This window comes from Escherichia sp. KTE114 (assembly GCF_000407765.1).
Lineage (GTDB): Bacteria > Pseudomonadota > Gammaproteobacteria > Enterobacterales > Enterobacteriaceae > Escherichia > Escherichia ruysiae.
The window spans coordinates 3,876,490-3,896,162 of the sequence record NZ_KE136626.1 but is presented as its reverse complement, the minus strand read 5'-3'; the positions used below and the strand labels follow the sequence as shown (position 1 = coordinate 3,896,162).

Annotated in this window: 17 protein-coding genes; all 17 read left to right on the top strand. The window is 51.7% G+C overall.

The features are described 5' to 3' along the window. The first annotated feature begins 1 nt into the window (after nt 1). The 17 genes from wcaF (at nt 2) to rfbA (ending at nt 19,673) form a co-directional block, all read left to right on the top strand. A complete protein-coding gene (gene wcaF, locus WC5_RS02645; protein WP_001153592.1) occupies nt 2-556 on the top strand; it encodes a colanic acid biosynthesis acetyltransferase WcaF in 555 nt (184 codons plus the stop codon). Nucleotides 557-576: 20 nt separating this feature from the next. Then, a complete protein-coding gene (gene gmd / locus WC5_RS02650; RefSeq protein ID WP_000048205.1) occupies nt 577-1,698 on the top strand; it encodes a GDP-mannose 4,6-dehydratase in 1,122 nt (373 codons plus the stop codon). Between the two features lie 2 nt (nt 1,699-1,700). Then, complete coding sequence (gene fcl, locus WC5_RS02655; protein WP_000043602.1) at nt 1,701-2,666, top strand: GDP-L-fucose synthase; 966 nt, start codon at nt 1,701-1,703, stop codon at nt 2,664-2,666. A 2-nt stretch (nt 2,667-2,668) separates the two neighbouring features. Further along, nucleotides 2,669-3,148, top strand: coding sequence for a GDP-mannose mannosyl hydrolase (gene gmm / locus WC5_RS02660; protein ID WP_024192246.1), 480 nt, complete (start codon nt 2,669-2,671; stop codon nt 3,146-3,148). Further along, nucleotides 3,145-4,359, top strand: a complete 1,215-nt coding sequence (gene wcaI / locus WC5_RS02665) for a colanic acid biosynthesis fucosyltransferase WcaI (protein ID WP_016231802.1) — start codon at nt 3,145-3,147, stop codon at nt 4,357-4,359. The genes gmm and wcaI overlap by 4 nt, the downstream gene beginning before the upstream one ends. 2 nt (nt 4,360-4,361) lie before the next feature. Next, complete coding sequence (cpsB, locus tag WC5_RS02670; protein ID WP_000079307.1) at nt 4,362-5,798, top strand: mannose-1-phosphate guanyltransferase; 1,437 nt, start codon at nt 4,362-4,364, stop codon at nt 5,796-5,798. A 101-nt stretch (nt 5,799-5,899) separates the two neighbouring features. Beyond that, the gene (cpsG, locus tag WC5_RS02675) at nt 5,900-7,270 is read left to right on the top strand and encodes a colanic acid biosynthesis phosphomannomutase CpsG (protein WP_010351872.1); all 1,371 of its coding nucleotides are present in this window, start codon (nt 5,900-5,902) and stop codon (nt 7,268-7,270) included. A 128-nt stretch (nt 7,271-7,398) separates the two neighbouring features. Then, nucleotides 7,399-8,793 carry an undecaprenyl-phosphate glucose phosphotransferase gene (wcaJ, locus tag WC5_RS02680; RefSeq protein WP_000183097.1) on the top strand — a complete coding sequence of 465 codons (1,395 nt, stop codon included), beginning with the start codon at nt 7,399-7,401 and terminating at the stop codon, nt 8,791-8,793. A 1-nt stretch (nt 8,794) separates the two neighbouring features. Next, nucleotides 8,795-10,273, top strand: a complete 1,479-nt coding sequence (wzxC, locus tag WC5_RS02685) for a colanic acid undecaprenyl disphosphate flippase WzxC (protein WP_000058438.1) — start codon at nt 8,795-8,797, stop codon at nt 10,271-10,273. Between the two features lie 71 nt (nt 10,274-10,344). Beyond that, the gene (gene wcaK / locus WC5_RS02690) at nt 10,345-11,625 is read left to right on the top strand and encodes a colanic acid biosynthesis pyruvyl transferase WcaK (RefSeq protein WP_000770870.1); all 1,281 of its coding nucleotides are present in this window, start codon (nt 10,345-10,347) and stop codon (nt 11,623-11,625) included. Next, a complete protein-coding gene (wcaL, locus tag WC5_RS02695; RefSeq protein ID WP_000862690.1) occupies nt 11,622-12,842 on the top strand; it encodes a colanic acid biosynthesis glycosyltransferase WcaL in 1,221 nt (406 codons plus the stop codon). Before wcaK ends, wcaL begins: the two co-directional genes overlap by 4 nt. A gap of 10 nt (nt 12,843-12,852) precedes the next feature. Continuing rightward, nucleotides 12,853-14,247: a colanic acid biosynthesis protein WcaM gene (gene wcaM / locus WC5_RS02700; protein ID WP_000008754.1), complete on the top strand. Its 1,395-nt coding sequence runs from the start codon at nt 12,853-12,855 to the stop codon at nt 14,245-14,247. 202 nt (nt 14,248-14,449) lie between these two features. Beyond that, the gene (locus WC5_RS02705; protein ID WP_000654811.1) at nt 14,450-15,418 is read left to right on the top strand and encodes an IS5 family transposase; all 969 of its coding nucleotides are present in this window, start codon (nt 14,450-14,452) and stop codon (nt 15,416-15,418) included. A 68-nt stretch (nt 15,419-15,486) separates the two neighbouring features. Continuing rightward, nucleotides 15,487-16,380, top strand: coding sequence for a UTP--glucose-1-phosphate uridylyltransferase GalF (gene galF / locus WC5_RS02710; protein WP_000183030.1), 894 nt, complete (start codon nt 15,487-15,489; stop codon nt 16,378-16,380). Between the two features lie 371 nt (nt 16,381-16,751). Then, entirely contained in the window at nt 16,752-17,837 is a 1,086-nt protein-coding gene (rfbB, locus tag WC5_RS02715) for a dTDP-glucose 4,6-dehydratase (RefSeq protein WP_000699456.1), read from the top strand. Further along, entirely contained in the window at nt 17,837-18,736 is a 900-nt protein-coding gene (gene rfbD, locus WC5_RS02720; protein ID WP_001023613.1) for a dTDP-4-dehydrorhamnose reductase, read from the top strand. The genes rfbB and rfbD overlap by 1 nt, the downstream gene beginning before the upstream one ends. Before the next feature lie 58 nt (nt 18,737-18,794). Continuing rightward, entirely contained in the window at nt 18,795-19,673 is an 879-nt protein-coding gene (rfbA, locus tag WC5_RS02725) for a glucose-1-phosphate thymidylyltransferase RfbA (protein WP_000857545.1), read from the top strand.

The following is a 19,673-nucleotide window of genomic DNA, read 5'->3' as shown; positions in this document are numbered from 1 at the left end:
AATGCAAGATTTAAGTGGTTTCTCGGTGCCGAAAGGGTTCCGGGGCAGCAATGCTATTAAAGTGCAATTATGGTGGGCGGTACAGGCAACAATATTTGCCTGGTCGCCACAAATATTGTATCGCTGGCGGGCATTTTTATTACGTTTATTCGGCGCAAAAATAGGAAAAAACGTAGTTATTCGTCCGTCAGTAAAAATTACCTATCCGTGGAAATTAACCTTAGGTGATTACGCATGGGTCGGCGATGAGGTCAATTTATATACCCTCGGTGAAATAACCATTGGCGCGCATTCGGTGATATCGCAAAAAAGTTATTTATGCACCGGCAGCCACGATCATGCAAGTCGACATTTCATCATTAACGCCACGCCCATTGTGATTGGCGAGAAATGCTGGCTGGCAACCGATGTCTTTGTTGCCCCCGGCGTCACGATTGGCGACGGCACCGTCGTGGGTGCGCGGAGCAGTGTTTTTAAATCGCTTCCGGCAAATGCCATTTGCCGGGGTAATCCCGCAGTGATGATACGCGAACGCGTTGAAACTGAATATATTTAAAAAATACAGAGGAATAAGACATGTCAAAAGTCGCTCTCATCACCGGTGTAACCGGACAGGATGGTTCTTACCTGGCAGAACTGTTGCTGGAGAAAGGTTACGAGGTGCATGGTATTAAGCGTCGTGCATCGTCATTCAACACCGAGCGCGTGGATCACATTTATCAGGATCCGCACACCTGCAACCCGAAATTCCATCTGCATTATGGCGACCTGAGTGATACCTCCAACCTGACGCGCATTTTGCGTGAAGTGCAGCCGGACGAAGTGTACAACCTGGGCGCAATGAGCCACGTTGCGGTCTCTTTTGAGTCACCAGAATATACCGCAGACGTTGATGCGATGGGTACGCTGCGCCTGCTGGAGGCGATCCGCTTCCTCGGTCTGGAAAAGAAAACCCGTTTTTATCAGGCTTCCACCTCTGAACTGTATGGTCTGGTGCAGGAAATTCCGCAGAAAGAAACCACGCCGTTCTACCCGCGATCTCCGTATGCGGTCGCCAAACTGTACGCCTACTGGATCACCGTTAACTACCGCGAATCCTACGGCATGTACGCTTGTAACGGTATTCTCTTCAACCATGAATCCCCGCGCCGTGGCGAAACCTTCGTTACCCGCAAAATCACCCGCGCAATCGCCAACATCGCCCAGGGGCTGGAGTCGTGCCTGTACCTCGGCAATATGGATTCCCTGCGTGACTGGGGCCATGCCAAAGACTACGTAAAAATGCAGTGGATGATGCTGCAACAGGAACAACCGGAAGATTTCGTTATTGCTACCGGCGTTCAGTATTCCGTACGTCAGTTCGTGGAAATGGCGGCGGCACAGCTGGGCATCAAACTGCGCTTTGAAGGCAAGGGCGTTGAAGAGAAGGGCATTGTGGTTTCCGTCACCGGACATGACGCGCCGGGCGTTAAACCGGGTGATGTGATTATCGCCGTTGACCCGCGTTACTTCCGTCCGGCTGAAGTTGAAACGCTGCTCGGCGACCCGACCAAAGCGCACGAAAAACTGGGCTGGAAACCGGAAATCACCCTCAGAGAGATGGTGTCTGAAATGGTGGCTAATGACCTCGAAGCGGCGAAAAAACACTCTCTGCTGAAATCTCACGGCTACGACGTGGCGATCGCGCTGGAGTCATAAGCATGAGTAAACAACGCATTTTTATCGCTGGCCATCGCGGGATGGTCGGTTCCGCCATCAGGCGACAGCTTGAACAGCGCGGTGATGTGGAACTGGTATTACGCACCCGCGACGAGCTGAACCTGCTGGACAGCCGCGCGGTGCATGATTTCTTTGCCCGCGAGCGCATTGATCAGGTCTATCTGGCGGCGGCAAAAGTGGGCGGCATTGTCGCCAACAACACCTATCCGGCGGATTTCATCTATCAGAACATGATGATTGAGAGCAACATCGTTCACGCCGCACATCAGAACGACGTGAACAAACTGCTGTTTCTCGGATCGTCCTGTATCTACCCGAAACTGGCAAAACAGCCGATGGCAGAAAGCGAGTTGTTGCAGGGCACGCTGGAGCCGACCAACGAGCCTTATGCCATTGCCAAAATCGCCGGGATCAAACTGTGCGAATCTTACAACCGCCAGTACGGACGCGATTACCGCTCAGTCATGCCGACCAACCTGTACGGGCCACACGACAATTTCCACCCGAGTAATTCGCATGTGATCCCTGCATTGCTGCGTCGCTTCCACGAGGCGACGGCACAGAATGCGCCGGACGTGGTGGTGTGGGGCAGCGGTACACCGATGCGTGAATTCCTGCACGTCGATGATATGGCGGCGGCGAGCATTCATGTCATGGAGCTGGCGCACGAAGTCTGGCTGGAAAATACCCAGCCGATGCTGTCGCACATTAACGTCGGCACTGGCGTTGACTGCACCATTCGCGAGCTGGCGCAAACCATCGCCAAAGTGGTGGGCTTTAAAGGTCGGGTGGTTTTTGATGCCAGCAAACCGGATGGTACGCCGCGCAAACTGCTGGATGTGACGCGCCTGCATCAGCTTGGCTGGTATCACGAAATCTCACTAGAAGCGGGGCTTGCCAGCACTTACCAGTGGTTCCTTGAGAATCAAGACCGCTTTCGGGGGTAATGATGTTTTTACGTCAGGAAGACTTTGCCACGGTAGTGCGCTCCACTCCGCTTGTCTCTCTCGACTTCATCGTCGAGAACAGTCGCGGCGAGTTTCTGCTTGGCAAAAGAACCAACCGCCCGGCGCAGGGTTACTGGTTTGTGCCGGGAGGGCGCGTGCAGAAGGACGAAACGCTGGAAGCCGCATTTGAGCGGCTGACGCTGGCGGAACTGGGGCTGCGTCTGCCGATAACAGCAGGCCAGTTTTACGGCGTCTGGCAGCACTTTTATGACGATAACTTCTCCGGCACGGATTTCACCACTCACTATGTGGTGCTCGGTTTTCGCTTCAGAGTCGCGGAAGAAGAGCTGTTACTGCCGGATGAGCAGCATGACGATTACCGCTGGCTGACGCCGGACGCGCTGCTCGCCAGTGACAATGTTCACGCTAACAGCCGCGCCTATTTTCTCGCTGAGAAGCGTGCCGGAGTACCCGGATTATGAAAATACTGGTCTACGGCATTAACTACTCGCCGGAGTTAACCGGTATCGGCAAATATACCGGAGAGATGGTGGAATGGCTTGCGGCACAAGGTCATGAGGTGCGGGTCATTACCGCACCGCCTTACTACCCGCAGTGGCAGGTGGGCGAGAACTATTCCGCCTGGCGGTACAAACGGGAAGAGGGGGCCGCCACGGTGTGGCGCTGCCCGCTGTACGTGCCAAAACAGCCGAGCACCCTGAAACGCCTGTTGCATCTCGGCAGTTTTGCCGTCAGCAGTTTTTTCCCGCTGATGGCGCAACGTCGCTGGAAGCCGGATCGCATTATCGGCGTGGTGCCAACGCTGTTTTGCACGCCGGGAATGCGCCTGCTGGCGAAACTCTCTGGCGCGCGCACGGTGCTGCATATTCAGGATTACGAAGTGGACGCCATGCTGGGGCTGGGTCTTGCCGGAAAAGGCAAAGTGGCACAGCTGGCGACGGCGTTCGAACGTAGCGGACTGCATAACGTCGATAACGTCTCCACCATTTCGCGCTCAATGATGAATAAAGCCGTTGAAAAAGGCGTGGCGGCGGAAAACGTCATCTTCTTCCCCAACTGGTCGGAAATTGCCCGTTTTCAGCATGTTGCAGAGGCTGATGTTGACGCTCTTCGTAACCAGCTTGGCCTGCCGGATAACAAAAAAATCATTCTTTACTCCGGCAATATTGGTGAAAAGCAGGGGCTGGAAAACGTTATTGAAGCCGCCGATCGCCTGCGCGATGAACCGCTGATTTTTGCCATTGTCGGGCAGGGCGGCGGCAAAGCGCGGCTGGAAAAAATGGCGCAGCAGCGTGGACTGCGCAACATGCAATTTTTCCCGCTGCAATCATATGACGCTTTACCCGCGCTGCTGAAGATGGGCGATTGCCATCTGGTAGTGCAAAAACGTGGCGCAGCAGATGCGGTATTGCCGTCGAAGCTGACCAATATTCTGGCGGTAGGCGGTAACGCGGTGATTACCGCAGAAGCCCACACTGAGCTGGGGCAACTCTGCGAAACCTTCCCAGGAATTGCGGTTTGCGTAGAACCGGAATCGGTTGAGGCGCTGGTGGCGGGGATTTGCCAGGCGCTCCTGCTGCCCAGACACAACACGGTGGCACGTGAATATGCCGAACGCTCGCTCGATAAAGAGAACGTGTTACGTCAATTTATAAATGATATTCGGGGATAATTATGGCGCAGTCGAAACTCTATCCAGTTGTGATGGCAGGTGGCTCCGGTAGCCGCTTATGGCCGCTTTCCCGCGTACTTTACCCCAAGCAGTTTTTATGCCTGAAAGGCGATCTCACCATGCTGCAAACCACCATCTGCCGCCTGAACGGCGTGGAGTGCGAAAGCCCGGTGGTGATTTGCAATGAGCAGCACCGTTTTATTGTTGCGGAACAGCTGCGTCAACTGAACAAACTTACCGAGAACATTATTCTCGAACCGGCAGGGCGTAACACTGCCCCTGCCATTGCGCTGGCGGCGCTGGCAGCAACACGTCATAGCCCTGAGAGCGATCCGCTAATGCTGGTGCTGGCGGCGGATCATGTGATTGCCGATGAAGACGCGTTCCGCGCCGCCGTACGTAACGCCATGCCGTATGCCGAAGCAGGCAAGCTGGTGACCTTCGGCATTGTGCCGGATCTACCTGAAACCGGATATGGCTATATTCGTCGTGGTGAAGTGTCTGCGGGCGAGCAGGATACGGTGGCTTTTGAAGTGGCGCAATTTGTCGAAAAACCGAATCTGGAAACCGCCCAGGCCTACGTGGCAAGCGGCGAATATTACTGGAACAGCGGTATGTTCCTGTTCCGCGCCGGACGCTATCTCGAAGAACTGAAAAAATATCGCCCGGATATTCTCGACGCCTGTGAAAAAGCGATGAGCGCCATCGATCCGGATCTCGATTTTATTCGTGTGGATGAAGAAGCGTTTCTCGCCTGCCCGGAAGAGTCGGTGGATTATGCGGTCATGGAACGCACGGCAGATGCCGTTGTGGTGCCGATGGATGCGGGCTGGAGCGATGTCGGTTCCTGGTCATCATTATGGGAGATCAGCGCCCACACCGCCGAGGGCAACGTTTGCCACGGCGATGTGATTAATCACAAAACTGAAAACAGCTACGTGTATGCCGAATCTGGCCTGGTCACCACCGTCGGGGTGAAAGATCTGGTGGTAGTGCAGACCAAAGATGCGGTGCTGATTGCCGACCGTAACGCGGTGCAGGATGTGAAAAAAGTGGTCGAGCAGATCAAAGCCGATGGTCGCCATGAGCATCGGGTACATCGCGAAGTGTATCGCCCGTGGGGCAAATATGACTCTATCGACGCAGGCGACCGCTACCAGGTGAAACGCATTACCGTGAAACCAGGTGAGGGCTTGTCGGTACAGATGCACCATCACCGCGCGGAACACTGGGTAGTGGTGGCGGGAACGGCAAAAGTCACTATTGACGGTGATATCAAACTGCTTGGTGAAAACGAGTCCATTTATATTCCGCTGGGGGCGACGCATTGCCTGGAAAACCCGGGGAAAATTCCGCTCGATTTAATTGAAGTGCGCTCCGGCTCTTATCTCGAAGAGGATGATGTGGTGCGCTTCGCGGATCGCTACGGACGGGTGTAGCAGTTGAATGATCAACCGGATTAATTCTCCGGTAAATAACGACAAAAACAAAATTGGCCGCTTCGGTCAGGGTCAACTATTGCCTGAAAAAGGGTAACGACATGAAAAAATTAACCTGCTTTAAAGCCTATGATATTCGCGGAAAATTAGGCGAAGAACTGAATGAAGATATTGCCTGGCGCATTGGCCGCGCCTATGGCGAATTCCTTAAACCGAAAACCATTGTTTTAGGCGGTGATGTCCGTCTCACCAGCGAAACCTTAAAACTGGCGCTGGCAAAAGGTTTACAGGATGCGGGCGTCGATGTGCTGGATATCGGCATGTCCGGCACCGAAGAGATCTATTTCGCCACGTTCCATCTCGGCGTGGATGGCGGCATTGAAGTTACCGCCAGCCATAACCCGATGGATTACAACGGCATGAAGCTGGTGCGCGAAGGGGCTCGCCCGATCAGCGGTGATACCGGACTGCGCGACGTCCAGCGTCTGGCTGAAGCCAACGACTTTCCTCCCGTTGATGAAACCAAACGCGGTCGCTATCAGCAAATCAATCTGCGTGACGCTTACGTTGATCACCTGTTCGGTTATATCAATGTCAAAAACCTCACGCCGCTCAAACTGGTGATCAACTCCGGGAACGGCGCGGCGGGGCCGGTGGTGGACGCTATTGAAGCCCGCTTTAAAGCTCTCGGTGCGCCTGTGGAATTAATCAAAGTGCACAACACGCCGGACGGCAATTTCCCCAACGGTATTCCTAACCCACTACTGCCGGAATGCCGCGACGACACCCGTAATGCAGTCATCAAACACGGCGCGGATATGGGCATTGCTTTTGATGGCGATTTTGACCGCTGTTTTCTGTTTGACGAAAAAGGGCAGTTTATCGAGGGCTACTACATCGTCGGCCTGCTGGCAGAAGCGTTCCTCGAAAAAAATCCCGGCGCGAAGATCATTCACGATCCGCGTCTTTCCTGGAACACCATCGATGTGGTGACTGCCGCAGGCGGTACGCCGGTGATGTCGAAAACCGGACACGCCTTTATTAAAGAACGTATGCGCAAGGAAGACGCCATCTACGGCGGCGAAATGAGCGCGCATCATTACTTCCGTGATTTCGCCTACTGCGACAGCGGCATGATCCCGTGGCTGCTGGTAGCCGAACTGGTATGCCTGAAAGGAAAATCGCTGGGCGAACTGGTGCGCGACCGGATGGTGGCGTTCCCGGCAAGCGGTGAGATCAACAGCAAGCTGGCGCAGCCCGTTGAGGCGATTAACCGCGTCGAACAGCACTTTAGCCGCGAGGCGCTGGCGGTGGATCGCACTGACGGCATCAGCATGACCTTTGCCGACTGGCGCTTTAACCTGCGCTCCTCCAACACCGAACCGGTGGTGCGGTTGAATGTGGAATCGCGCGGTGATGTGCCGCTGATGGAAGCGCGAACGCGAACTTTGCTGACGTTGCTGAACGAGTAATGTCATTACTTTCCCCCTCACCCTGACGCTCTACTGCCTGCGGAGAGAAGAGAGCACGGAACTTTCTTCTCCCCCTCGCCCCTTTGGGGAGAGGGCCGGGGTGAGGCGACAATAGAACAGGAACAACGATGACAAATCTAAAAAAGCGCGAGCGAGCGAAAACCAATGCATCGTTAATCTCTATGGTGCAACGCTTTTCAGATATCACCATCATGTTTGCCGGACTATGGCTGGTTTGCGAAGTGAGCGGACTGTCATTCTTCTACATGCACCTGTTGGTGGCGCTGATTACGCTGGTGGTGTTCCAGATGCTGGGCGGCATCACCGATTTTTATCGCTCATGGCGCGGTGTTCGGGCAGCGACAGAATTTGCCCTGTTGCTACAAAACTGGACCTTAAGCGTGATTTTCAGCGCCGGACTGGTGGCGTTCAACAATGATTTCGACACGCAACTGAAAATCTGGCTGGCGTGGTATGGGCTGACCAGCATCGGACTGGTGGTTTGCCGTTCGTGTATTCGCATTGGGGCGGGCTGGCTGCGTAATCATGGCTATAACAAGCGCATGGTCGCGGTGGCGGGGGATTTAGCTGCCGGGCAAATGCTGATGGAGAGCTTCCGTAATCAACCGTGGTTAGGGTTTGAAGTGGTGGGCGTATACCATGACCCGAAACCGGGCGGCGTTTCTAACGACTGGGCGGGTAACCTGCAACAGTTGGTCGAAGATGCGAAAGCGGGCAAGATTCATAACGTCTATATCGCGATGCAGATGTGCGACGGCGCGCGAGTGAAAAAACTGGTTCATCAACTGGCGGACACCACCTGTTCGGTGCTGCTGATCCCCGACGTCTTTACCTTCAACATTCTCCATTCGCGCATTGAAGATATGAACGGTGTGCCGGTGGTGCCGCTGTATGACACGCCGCTTTCCGGGATTAACCGCCTGATTAAACGTGCGGAAGATATTGTGCTGGCAACGCTGATCCTGCTGCTGATCTCCCCGGTGCTGTGCTGCATTGCGCTGGCGGTGAAACTCAGTTCACCGGGGCCGGTTATTTTCCGCCAGACTCGCTACGGCATGGACGGCAAGCCGATCAAAGTGTGGAAGTTTCGCTCCATGAAAGTGATGGAGAACGACAACGTGGTGACCCAGGCGACGCAGAACGATCCGCGCGTCACCAAAGTGGGGAACTTTCTGCGCCGCACCTCACTGGATGAATTGCCGCAGTTTATCAATGTGCTGACCGGCGGGATGTCGATTGTTGGTCCGCGTCCGCACGCAGTGGCGCATAACGAGCAGTATCGCCAGCTTATTGAAGGCTACATGCTGCGCCATAAAGTGAAACCGGGCATTACCGGTTGGGCGCAGATTAATGGCTGGCGCGGCGAAACCGACACGCTGGAGAAAATGGAAAAACGCGTCGAGTTCGACCTTGAGTACATCCGCGAATGGAGCGTCTGGTTCGATATCAAAATCGTTTTCCTGACGGTATTCAAAGGCTTCGTTAACAAAGCGGCATATTGATATGAGCTTACGTGAAAAAACCATCAGCGGCGCGAAGTGGTCGGCGATTGCCACGGTGATCATCATCGGCCTCGGGCTGGTGCAGATGACCGTGCTGGCGCGGATTATCGACAACCACCAGTTCGGCCTGCTTACCGTGTCGCTGGTGATCATCGCGCTGGCAGATACGCTTTCTGACTTCGGTATCGCTAACTCGATTATTCAGCGAAAAGAAATCAGCCACCTTGAACTCACTACGCTGTACTGGCTGAACGTCGGGCTGGGGATTGTGGTGTGCGTGGCGGTGTTTTTGTTGAGTGATCTCATCGGTGACGTGCTGAATAACCCGGATCTGGCACCGTTGATTAAAACATTGTCGCTGGCGTTTGTGGTGATCCCCCACGGGCAGCAGTTCCGCGCGTTGATGCAGAAGGAGCTGGAGTTCAACAAAATCGGCATGATCGAAACCAGCGCGGTGCTGGCGGGCTTTACTTTTACGGTGGTTAGCGCCCATTTCTGGCCGCTGGCGATGACTGCGATCCTCGGTTATCTGGTCAATAGTGCGGTGAGAACGCTGCTGTTTGGCTACTTTGGCCGCAAAATTTATCGCCCCGGTCTGCATTTCTCGCTGGCGTCGGTGGCACCGAACTTACGCTTTGGTGCCTGGCTGACGGCGGACAGCATCATCAACTATCTCAATACCAACCTTTCAACGCTGGTGCTGGCGCGTATTCTCGGCGCGGGCGTGGCTGGGGGCTACAACCTGGCCTATAACGTGGCCGTTGTGCCGCCGATGAAGCTGAACCCGATCATCACCCGCGTGCTGTTTCCGGCGTTTGCCAAAATTCAGGACGACACCGAAAAGCTGCGCGTTAACTTCTACAAGCTGCTGTCGGTGGTGGGGATTATCAACTTCCCGGCGCTGCTCGGGCTGATGGTGGTGTCGAATAACTTTGTACCACTGGTCTTTGGCGAGAAGTGGAACAGCATTATTCCGGTGCTGCAATTGCTGTGTGTGGTGGGGCTGCTGCGTTCGGTGGGTAACCCTATTGGCTCGCTGCTGATGGCGAAAGCGCGAGTCGATATCAGCTTTAAATTCAACGTATTCAAAACCTTTCTGTTTATTCCGGCGATTGTTATCGGTGGGCAGATGGCGGGCGCAATCGGCGTCACGCTTGGTTTCCTGCTGGTGCAGATTATCAACACTATTCTCAGTTACTTCGTGATGATTAAACCGGTGCTCGGTTCCAGTTATCGCCAGTACATCCTGAGCTTGTGGCTACCGTTTTATCTCTCGCTGCCGACGCTGGTGGTTAGTTATGCGATGGGCGTGCTGCTGAAAGGGCAACTGGCGCTGGCGACGTTGCTGGCGGTGCAAATTACCGCAGGCGTACTGGCGTTTGTGGTGATGATTGTGTTGTCGCGCCATCCGCTGGTGGTGGAAGTGAAACGCCAGTTTTGTCGCAGCGAAAAAATGAAAATGCTTCTACGGGCGGGGTGAATGGTTGTTTTAGGCTCCGGCAATAAAAACAACAACATAACCTCACCTGGCATCAAATTTATGAGGAAAAAATGAAATTACTTATTCTTGGCAACCATACTTGCGGCAATCGCGGCGACAGCGCCATCCTGCGCGGCTTACTTGATGCCATCAACATCCTCAATCCACAAGCCGAAGTGGACGTCATGAGTCGCTATCCGGTCAGTTCTTCCTGGCTGCTTAATCGCCCGGTGATGGGCGATCCGCTATTCCTGCAAATGAAACAACACAACAGCGCAGCGGGCGTTGTCGGGCGCGTTAAAAAAGTCCTCCGTCGCCGCTATCAACACCAGGTATTGCTCTCACGCGTCACCGACACTGGCAAGCTGCGCAATATCGCCATCGCCCAGGGATTCACCGACTTCGTGCGCCTGCTGTCAGGTTACGATGCCATTATCCAGGTCGGCGGATCGTTTTTTGTCGATCTCTACGGTGTGCCGCAGTTTGAACACGCGCTTTGCACGTTTATGGCGAAAAAGCCGCTGTTTATGATTGGTCACAGCGTCGGTCCCTTCCAGGATGAGCAATTTAACCAACTGGCGAACTATGTCTTTGGTCACTGCGACGCGCTGATCCTGCGCGAATCGGTCAGCCTTGATCTGATGAAACGCAGCAATATCACCACCGCAAAAGTCGAACATGGCGTCGATACCGCCTGGCTGGTCGATCATCACACCGAAAATTTCACCGCCAGCTATGCCGTTCAACACTGGCTGAATGTTGCCGCACAACGCAAAACCGTGGCAATTACTCTGCGCGAACTGGCACCGTTCGACAAACGTCTCGGCACCACTCAACAAGCGTATGAAAAAGCCTTTGCCGGGGTGGTCAATCGCATTCTCGACGAAGGCTATCAGGTGATTGCGCTCTCCACCTGTACGGGCATCGACAGCTATAACAAAGACGACCGCATGGTGGCGCTCAACTTGCGTCAGCACATCAGCGATCCTGCCCGTTATCACGTAGTGATGGATGAACTCAACGATCTGGAAATGGGCAAAATTCTGGGGGCCTGTGAACTCACCGTCGGTACGCGCCTGCACTCTGCCATTATCTCGATGAACTTTGCCACTCCGGCGATTGCCATCAACTATGAACATAAATCCGCTGGGATCATGCAACAGCTGGGACTGCCAGAGATGGCAATTGATATCCGTCATTTATTAGACGGCAGCCTGCAAGCGATGGTTGCGGATACCTTAGGCCTACTTCCGGCGCTGAACACGCGACTTAACGAAGCCGTCAGTCGCGAACGTCAGACGGGAATGCAGATGGTGAAATCTGTGCTTGAACGCATCGGGGAGGCAAAATGAAGGTCGGCTTCTTTTTACTGAAATTTCCGTTGTCGTCGGAAACCTTCGTCCTCAATCAAATTACCGCGTTTATTGATATGGGATTTGAGGTGGAGATTGTCGCGCTGCAAAAAGGCGACACACAAAATACCCACGCGGCATGGACGAAATACAACCTTGCTGCCAGAACCCGCTGGTTACAGGACGAACCTACGGGCAAAGTGGCGAAACTGCGCCACCGCGCCAGCCAGACCTTACGCGGCATTCATCGTAAAAATACCTGGCAGGCGCTCAACCTCAAACGCTATGGTGCCGAGTCGCGGAACCTGATTTTGTCTGCCATTTGCGGCCAGGTCGTAACACCGCTTCATGCCGATGTCTTTATCGCTCACTTTGGCCCTGCGGGGGTAACCGCAGCAAAATTGCGTGAACTAGGTGTCATTCGCGGCAAAATTGCCACTATCTTCCACGGTATTGATATTTCCAGTCGGGAAGTGCTCAACCATTACACCCCGGAATATCAACAACTGTTTCGCCGTGGCGACCTGATGTTGCCAATAAGCGATCTGTGGGCAGGGAGATTGCAAAAGATGGGCTGTCCGATGGAAAAAATCGCTGTATCGCGCATGGGCGTGGACATGACGCGCTTTAGCCCTCGTCCGGTTAAAGCGCCTGGAACACCGCTGGAGATTATTTCCGTTGCACGTTTAACTGAGAAAAAGGGCCTGCATGTGGCGATCGAATCTTGCCGTCAGCTCAAAGAGCAGGGTGTGGCATTTCGCTATCGCATCCTCGGCATCGGCCCGTGGGAGCGGCGCCTGCGTACGCTCATCGAACAGTATCAACTGGAAGATGTGGTGGAGATGCCGGGCTTTAAACCGAGCCACGAAGTAAAAGCGATGCTCGACGAAGCGGATGTCTTCCTGTTGCCATCGGTAACGGGTGCGGATGGCGATATGGAAGGTATTCCGGTGGCGCTAATGGAAGCGATGGCGGTCGGCATTCCGGTCGTTTCCACTTTGCATAGCGGAATACCAGAACTGGTGGAGGCAGATAAATCTGGCTGGCTGGTCCCGGAAAACGACGCCTATGCACTGGCGCAACGGCTGGCGGCGTTTAGCCAACTGGATACAGACGAACTGGCTCCGGTCGTCAAACGCGCGCGCGAAAAAGTCGAACACGATTTTAACCAGCAGGTGATTAACCGAGAACTCGCCAGCTTGCTGCAAGCTTTATAGAGGAGAACGCATGTCATTTAAAACAATCTCCCGACGCACCTTCCTGACGGCAAGCTCCGCGCTTGCTTTCCTCCATACCCCTTTCGCCCGTGCACTTCCCGCCCGACAAAGCGTTAACATCAACGACTACAATCCGCACGACTGGATCGCCTCATTTAAACAAGCCTTCAGCGAAGGGCAAACGGTCGTCGTGCCTGCTGGATTCGTTTGTGACAATATCAACACCGGCATCTTTATCCCTCCCGGTAAAACGTTACACATCCTTGGAAGCCTGCGCGGCAACGGCAGAGGGCGATTTGTCTTACAGGACGGCAGCCAGGTGACAGGGGAGGAGGGCGGCAGTATGCATAACATCACCCTGGATGTGCGCGGTTCTGACTGCACCATCAAAGGGCTGGCGATGAGCGGCTTTGGCCCGGTAACGCAGATTTATATCGGCGGCAAAAACAAACGGGTTATGCGCAACCTGACCATCGATAACCTGACCGTGAGCCACGCTAATTACGCCATATTACGCCAGGGATTTCACAACCAGATTATCGGTGCCAACATCACCAATTGTAAGTTCAGCGACTTACAGGGCGACGCCATCGAATGGAACGTGGCAATCAACGACCGCGATATTTTAATTTCCGACCACGTAATAGAACGCATCAACTGTACTAATGGCAAAATCAACTGGGGTATCGGCATAGGCCTTGCGGGAAGTACCTACGATAATAACTACCCGGAAGACCAGGCGGTGAAAAACTTTGTTGTGGCGAATATTACAGGATCGGATTGTCGACAGCTGATTCATGTTGAAAATGGTAAACATTTCATTATCCGTAATATCAAAGCGCGTAATATTACGCCTGATTTCAGCAAGAAAGCCGGTATTGATAACGCCACTGTAGCGATATATGGATGTGATAACTTTGTTATTGACAATATAGAAATGGTTAATAGTGCCGGGATGTTAATCGGCTACGGCGTCATTAAAGGCAGTTATCTCTCCATACCGCAAAACTTCAGACTGAATAATATTCATCTTGATAATACTGACCTTGCCTGGAAATTGCGTGGAATCCAAATCTCCGCAGGGAATGCTATCTCCTTTGTTGCGCTGACCAATATTGCGATGAAACGTGCTTCTCTGGAGCTACACAACAAGCCGCAGCACCTTTTTATGCGTAATATCAATGTAATGCAAGAATCTTCGGTTGGCCCGGCATTGACCATGAACTTCGACTTGCGTAAGGATGTCCGTGGGACATTTATGGCAAAGAACGAGACGCTACTGTCACTGGTAAATGTTCATGCGGTGAATGAAAAAGGACAAAGCTCTGTCGATATCGACAGGATTAATCACCATGTCGTTAATGTGGAAAAGATAAACTTCAGGCTACCGAAACTGGAACGATAGATTTGCGACCATTCCTGGAAAAATGGCACCATACTTAAGAATAACGCTACTGCAATCCTGGACAAAGCGGCGTAACATCGGAAGGAAATCAGTAATCAATTCAGGGTAATTGATGCTGGCGAAAAAAATCGAACAAGCTATAATTCAGCAACCATTTTACAGGTGGATGAGGCTTTGTTGAATAAATCGAACTTTTGCTGAGTTGAAGGATCAGATCACGCATCCTCCCGACAACACAGACCATTCCGTGGCAAAGCAAAAGTTCAGAATCACCAACTGGTCCACCTACAACAAAGCTCTCATCAACCGTGGCTCCCTCACTTTCTGGCTGGATGATGAAGCGATTCAGGCCTGGTATGAGTCGGCAACGCCTTCATCACGAGGAAGGCCCCAGCGCTATTCTGATCTCGCCATCACCACCGTTCTGGTGATTAAACGCGTATTCCGGCTGACCCTGCGGGCTGCGCAGGGTTTTATTGATTCCATTTTTGCCCTGATGAACGTTCCGTTGCGCTGCCCGGATTACACCAGTGTCAGTAAGCGGGCAAAGTCGGTTAATGTCAGTTTCAAAACGTCCACCCGGGGTGAAATCGCACACCTGGTGATTGATTCCACCGGGCTGAAGGTCTTTGGTGAAGGCGAATGGAAAGTCAGAAAGCACGGCAAAGAGCGCCGTCGTATCTGGCGAAAGTTGCATCTTGCTGTTGACAGCAACACACATGAAGTTGTCTGTGCAGACCTGTCGCTGAATAACGTCACGGACTCAGAAGCCTTCCCGGGCCTTATCCGGCAGACTCACAGAAAAATCAGGGCAGCCGCGGCAGACGGGGCTTACGATACCCGGCTCTGTCACGATGAACTGCGCCGCAAAAAAATCAGCGCGCTTATTCCTCCCCGAAAAGGAGCAGGTTACTGGCCCGGTGAGTACGCAGACCGCAACCGTGCCGTTGCTAATCAGCGGCTGAGCGGAAGCAATGCACGGTGGAAATGGACAACGGAATATAACCGTCGCTCGATAGCGGAAACGGCAATGTACAGAATGAAGCAGTTGTTGGGAGATTCACTGACGCTGCGTGACTACGATGGTCAGGTAGCGGAAGCTATGGCCATGGTGCGTGCGTTGAACAGGATGACAAAGGCTGGGATGCCAGAAAGCGTGCGTATTGCCTGAAAATCCAGCCAGCTACAGGGTCGTTCGCACGAAATCTTATTTATTCAACAAAGCCGGTGGATGAAATAATGACGAATTTAAAAGCAGTTATTCCTGTAGCGGGTCTTGGGATGCATATGTTGCCTGCAACTAAGGCGATTCCTAAAGAGATGCTACCCATCGTCGATAAGCCAATGATTCAGTACATTGTTGACGAGATTGTGGCTGCAGGAATCAAAGAAATCCTCCTGGTAACTCATGCGTCCAAAAACGCGGTCGAAAACCACTTCGACACCTCTTATGAATTAGAATCCCTCCTTGAGCTGCGCGTGAAGCGACAGCTGCTGGCAGAAGTACAGTCCATCTGCCCGCCGGGCGTGACCATTATGAACGTGCGTCAGGGTGAACCATTAGGTTTAGGCCACTCTATTTTGTGTGCCCGACCGGCTATTGGTGATAATCCATTTGTCGTCGTGCTGCCCGATGTGGTTATTGATGATGCCAGCGCCGATCCGTTGCGTTACAACCTTGCAGCAATGATTGCGCGCTTCAATGAAACTGGTCGCAGTCAGGTATTGGCAAAACGTATGCCGGGAGACCTCTCTGAATACTCCGTCATCCAGACTAAAGATCCGCTGGATCGCGAAGGTAAAGTCAGCCGCATTGTTGAATTTATCGAAAAACCCGATCAGCCGCAGACGCTGGATTCAGACATTATGGCCGTAGGCCGTTATGTGCTTTCTGCCGATATTTGGCCTGAACTGGAGCGCACTCAGCCTGGTGCATGGGGGCGAATTCAGCTCACAGATGCCATTGCTGAACTGGCGAAAAAACAGTCCGTTGACGCAATGCTGATGACTGGTGACAGTTACGACTGTGGTAAGAAAATGGGCTATATGCAGGCGTTTGTAAAATATGGGCTGCGCAACCTGAAAGAAGGGGCGAAGTTCCGCAAAGGCATTGAGAAGTTGTTAAGCGAATAACGAAAATCTGACAGGAAGTGTCGGTCAGTAAGAAATTAAAAACGGCAGTGAAGATTCATAGCATAAGTTTTGCGCATTGAATTTTCCTGCCGTTGTTTTTTTATGAATTTCAATAATAACAATGAGTTAGCAAGCGGCTTCGCGTCAAACTTTTCCAGGATTTTCCTTGTTTCTATGGCTGTTTGGTAAGACAATTAGCGTTTGAATTTTTTGGATTTGGCACGAGCGAGTCAGGTCGTCACATCGTAGTCATGCACGCAGTGCTCTGGTAGCTGTTAAGCCAGGGGCGGTAGCGTGCACTAATGCCTCTATTAATCAATTCTGGAGCAGTCTATTTCACAGCATGCTCTATAGCTATATGGAATAAAAAAGTGAAGATACTTGTAACTGGTGGCGCAGGGTTTATTGGCTCTGCTGTAGTTCGTCACATTATAAATAATACGCAGGACAGTGTTGTTAATGTCGATAAATTGACTTACGCCGGAAACTTGGAATCACTCGCTGAAGTTTCTGATTCTGAACGTTATTCATTTGAGCATGCAGATATCTGCGATGCCGTAGCTATGGCGCGTATTTTCGCACAGCACCAGCCAGACGCGGTGATGCACCTGGCGGCAGAGAGTCATGTTGATCGTTCAATAACTGGCCCTGCGGCATTTATTGAAACCAATATTGTGGGTACTTATGTTCTTTTAGAAGCGGCGCGCAATTACTGGTCTGCTCTGAATGATGAAAAGAAAAAAAGTTTCCGCTTTCATCATATTTCTACTGATGAAGTGTATGGTGATTTACCCCATCCGGATGAAGTAAATAATAACGAAGCGTTACCGCTATTTACGGAAACGACAGCTTACGCGCCAAGTAGCCCATATTCTGCTTCTAAAGCGTCCAGCGATCATTTGGTACGTGCGTGGAAGCGGACTTATGGTTTACCGACCATTGTGACTAATTGCTCTAACAATTATGGTCCTTATCACTTCCCGGAAAAACTAATCCCATTGGTTATTCTGAATGCTCTGGAAGGTAAGCCATTACCTATTTATGGTAAAGGGGATCAAATTCGCGACTGGTTGTATGTAGAGGATCATGCTCGTGCGTTATATACCGTTGTAACCGAAGGTAAAGCGGGCGAAACTTATAACATTGGCGGACACAACGAAAAGAAAAACATCGACGTAGTGTTCACTATTTGTGATTTGTTGGATGAGATTGTACCGAAAGAGAAATCTTATCGTGAGCAAATTACTTATGTTGCCGATCGCCCAGGACATGATCGCCGTTATGCAATTGATGCCGATAAAATTAGCCGCGAATTGGGCTGGAAACCGCAAGAAACGTTTGAGAGCGGTATTCGTAAAACGGTGGAATGGTATCTGGCTAATACAAATTGGGTTGAGAATGTGAAAAGCGGTGCTTATCAGTCGTGGATTGAACAAAACTATGAGGGCCGTCAGTAATGAATATCCTGCTTTTCGGCAAAACAGGGCAGGTGGGTTGGGAACTGCAACGTGCTCTGGCACCGCTAGGTAATCTGATTGCTCTTGATGTTCACTCCACTGATTATTGTGGCGATTTCAGCAACCCCGAAGGTGTGGCTGAAACTGTCAAAAAAATTCGCCCTGATGTTATTGTTAATGCGGCTGCTCACACTGCAGTAGACAAAGCGGAATCAGAACCGGATTTCGCACAATTACTTAACGCGACAAGCGTCGAAGCGATTGCAAAAGCAGCTAATGAAGTCGGAGCCTGGGTTATACACTACTCCACTGATTATGTTTTCCCAGGCAGCGGTGATACGCCATGGCTGGAAACGGATGCAACAGCACCGCTAAATGTCTACGGTGAAACCAAGCTAGCTGGAGAAAAAGCGTTACAAGAACATTGCGCAAAGCATCTTATTTTCCGTACCAGCTGGGTATACGCTGGTAAAGGAAATAACTTTGCCAAAACGATGTTGCGTCTGGCAAAAGAACGCGAAGAGTTGGCTGTAATAAACGATCAATTTGGCGCACCAACAGGTGCTGAATTGCTGGCTGATTGCACCGCTCATGCCATTCGCGTGGCAGTAAACAAACCCGAAGTTGCTGGTTTGTACCATCTGGTTGCTGGTGGTACAACAACCTGGCACGATTATGCCGCTCTGGTATTTGAAGAAGCGCGCAAAGCGGGGATCAACCTTGCTCTTAACAAACTCAACGCCGTGCCAACAACGGCCTATCCCACACCAGCCCGTCGTCCCCATAACTCTCGTCTCAATACAGAAAAGTTTCAGCAGAACTTTGCGCTTGTCTTACCTGACTGGCAGGTGGGCGTGAAACGTATGCTCAACGAATTATTTACGACTACGGCAATTTAACAAATTTTTGCATCTCGCTCATGATGCCAGAGCGGGATGAATTAAAAGGAATGGTGAAATGAAAACGCGTAAAGGTATTATTCTGGCTGGTGGTTCCGGCACTCGTCTTTATCCTGTGACGATGGCAGTAAGTAAACAACTGCTGCCGATTTATGATAAACCGATGATTTATTATCCACTTTCAACGCTTATGTTAGCGGGTATTCGCGATATTCTTATTATTAGTACGCCACAGGATACTCCGCGTTTCCAACAATTGTTGGGGGACGGGAGCCAGTGGGGACTTAATCTACAGTATAGAGTACAACCGAGTCCAGATGGCCTGGCGCAAGCGTTTATCATTGGTGAAGACTTTATTGGCGGTGATGATTGTGCACTCGTGCTTGGCGATAATATCTTCTATGGACACGACTTGCCGAAATTAATGGAAGCTGCTGTTAACAAAGAACGCGGTGCAACGGTATTTGCTTATCACGTTAATGATCCTGAACGTTATGGTGTTGTGGAGTTTGATAATAACGGTACGGCAATTAGTCTGGAAGAAAAACCTCTGGAACCAAAAAGTAACTATGCGGTTACTGGGCTTTATTTCTATGACAATGATGTTGTGGAAATGGCGAAAAACCTTAAGCCTTCTGCCCGTGGCGAACTGGAAATTACCGATATTAACCGTATTTATATGGAACAAGGACGTTTGTCTGTCGCTATGATGGGGCGTGGTTATGCATGGCTGGATACAGGAACTCATCAAAGCCTTATTGAAGCAAGTAACTTCATTGCAACAATTGAAGAGCGTCAGGGATTAAAGGTATCTTGCCCGGAAGAGATTGCTTACCGTAAAGGGTTTATTGATGCTGAGCAAGTAAAGGTATTAGCCGAGCCGCTGAAGAAAAATGCTTATGGTAAGTATCTGCTAAAAATGATTAAAGGTTATTAA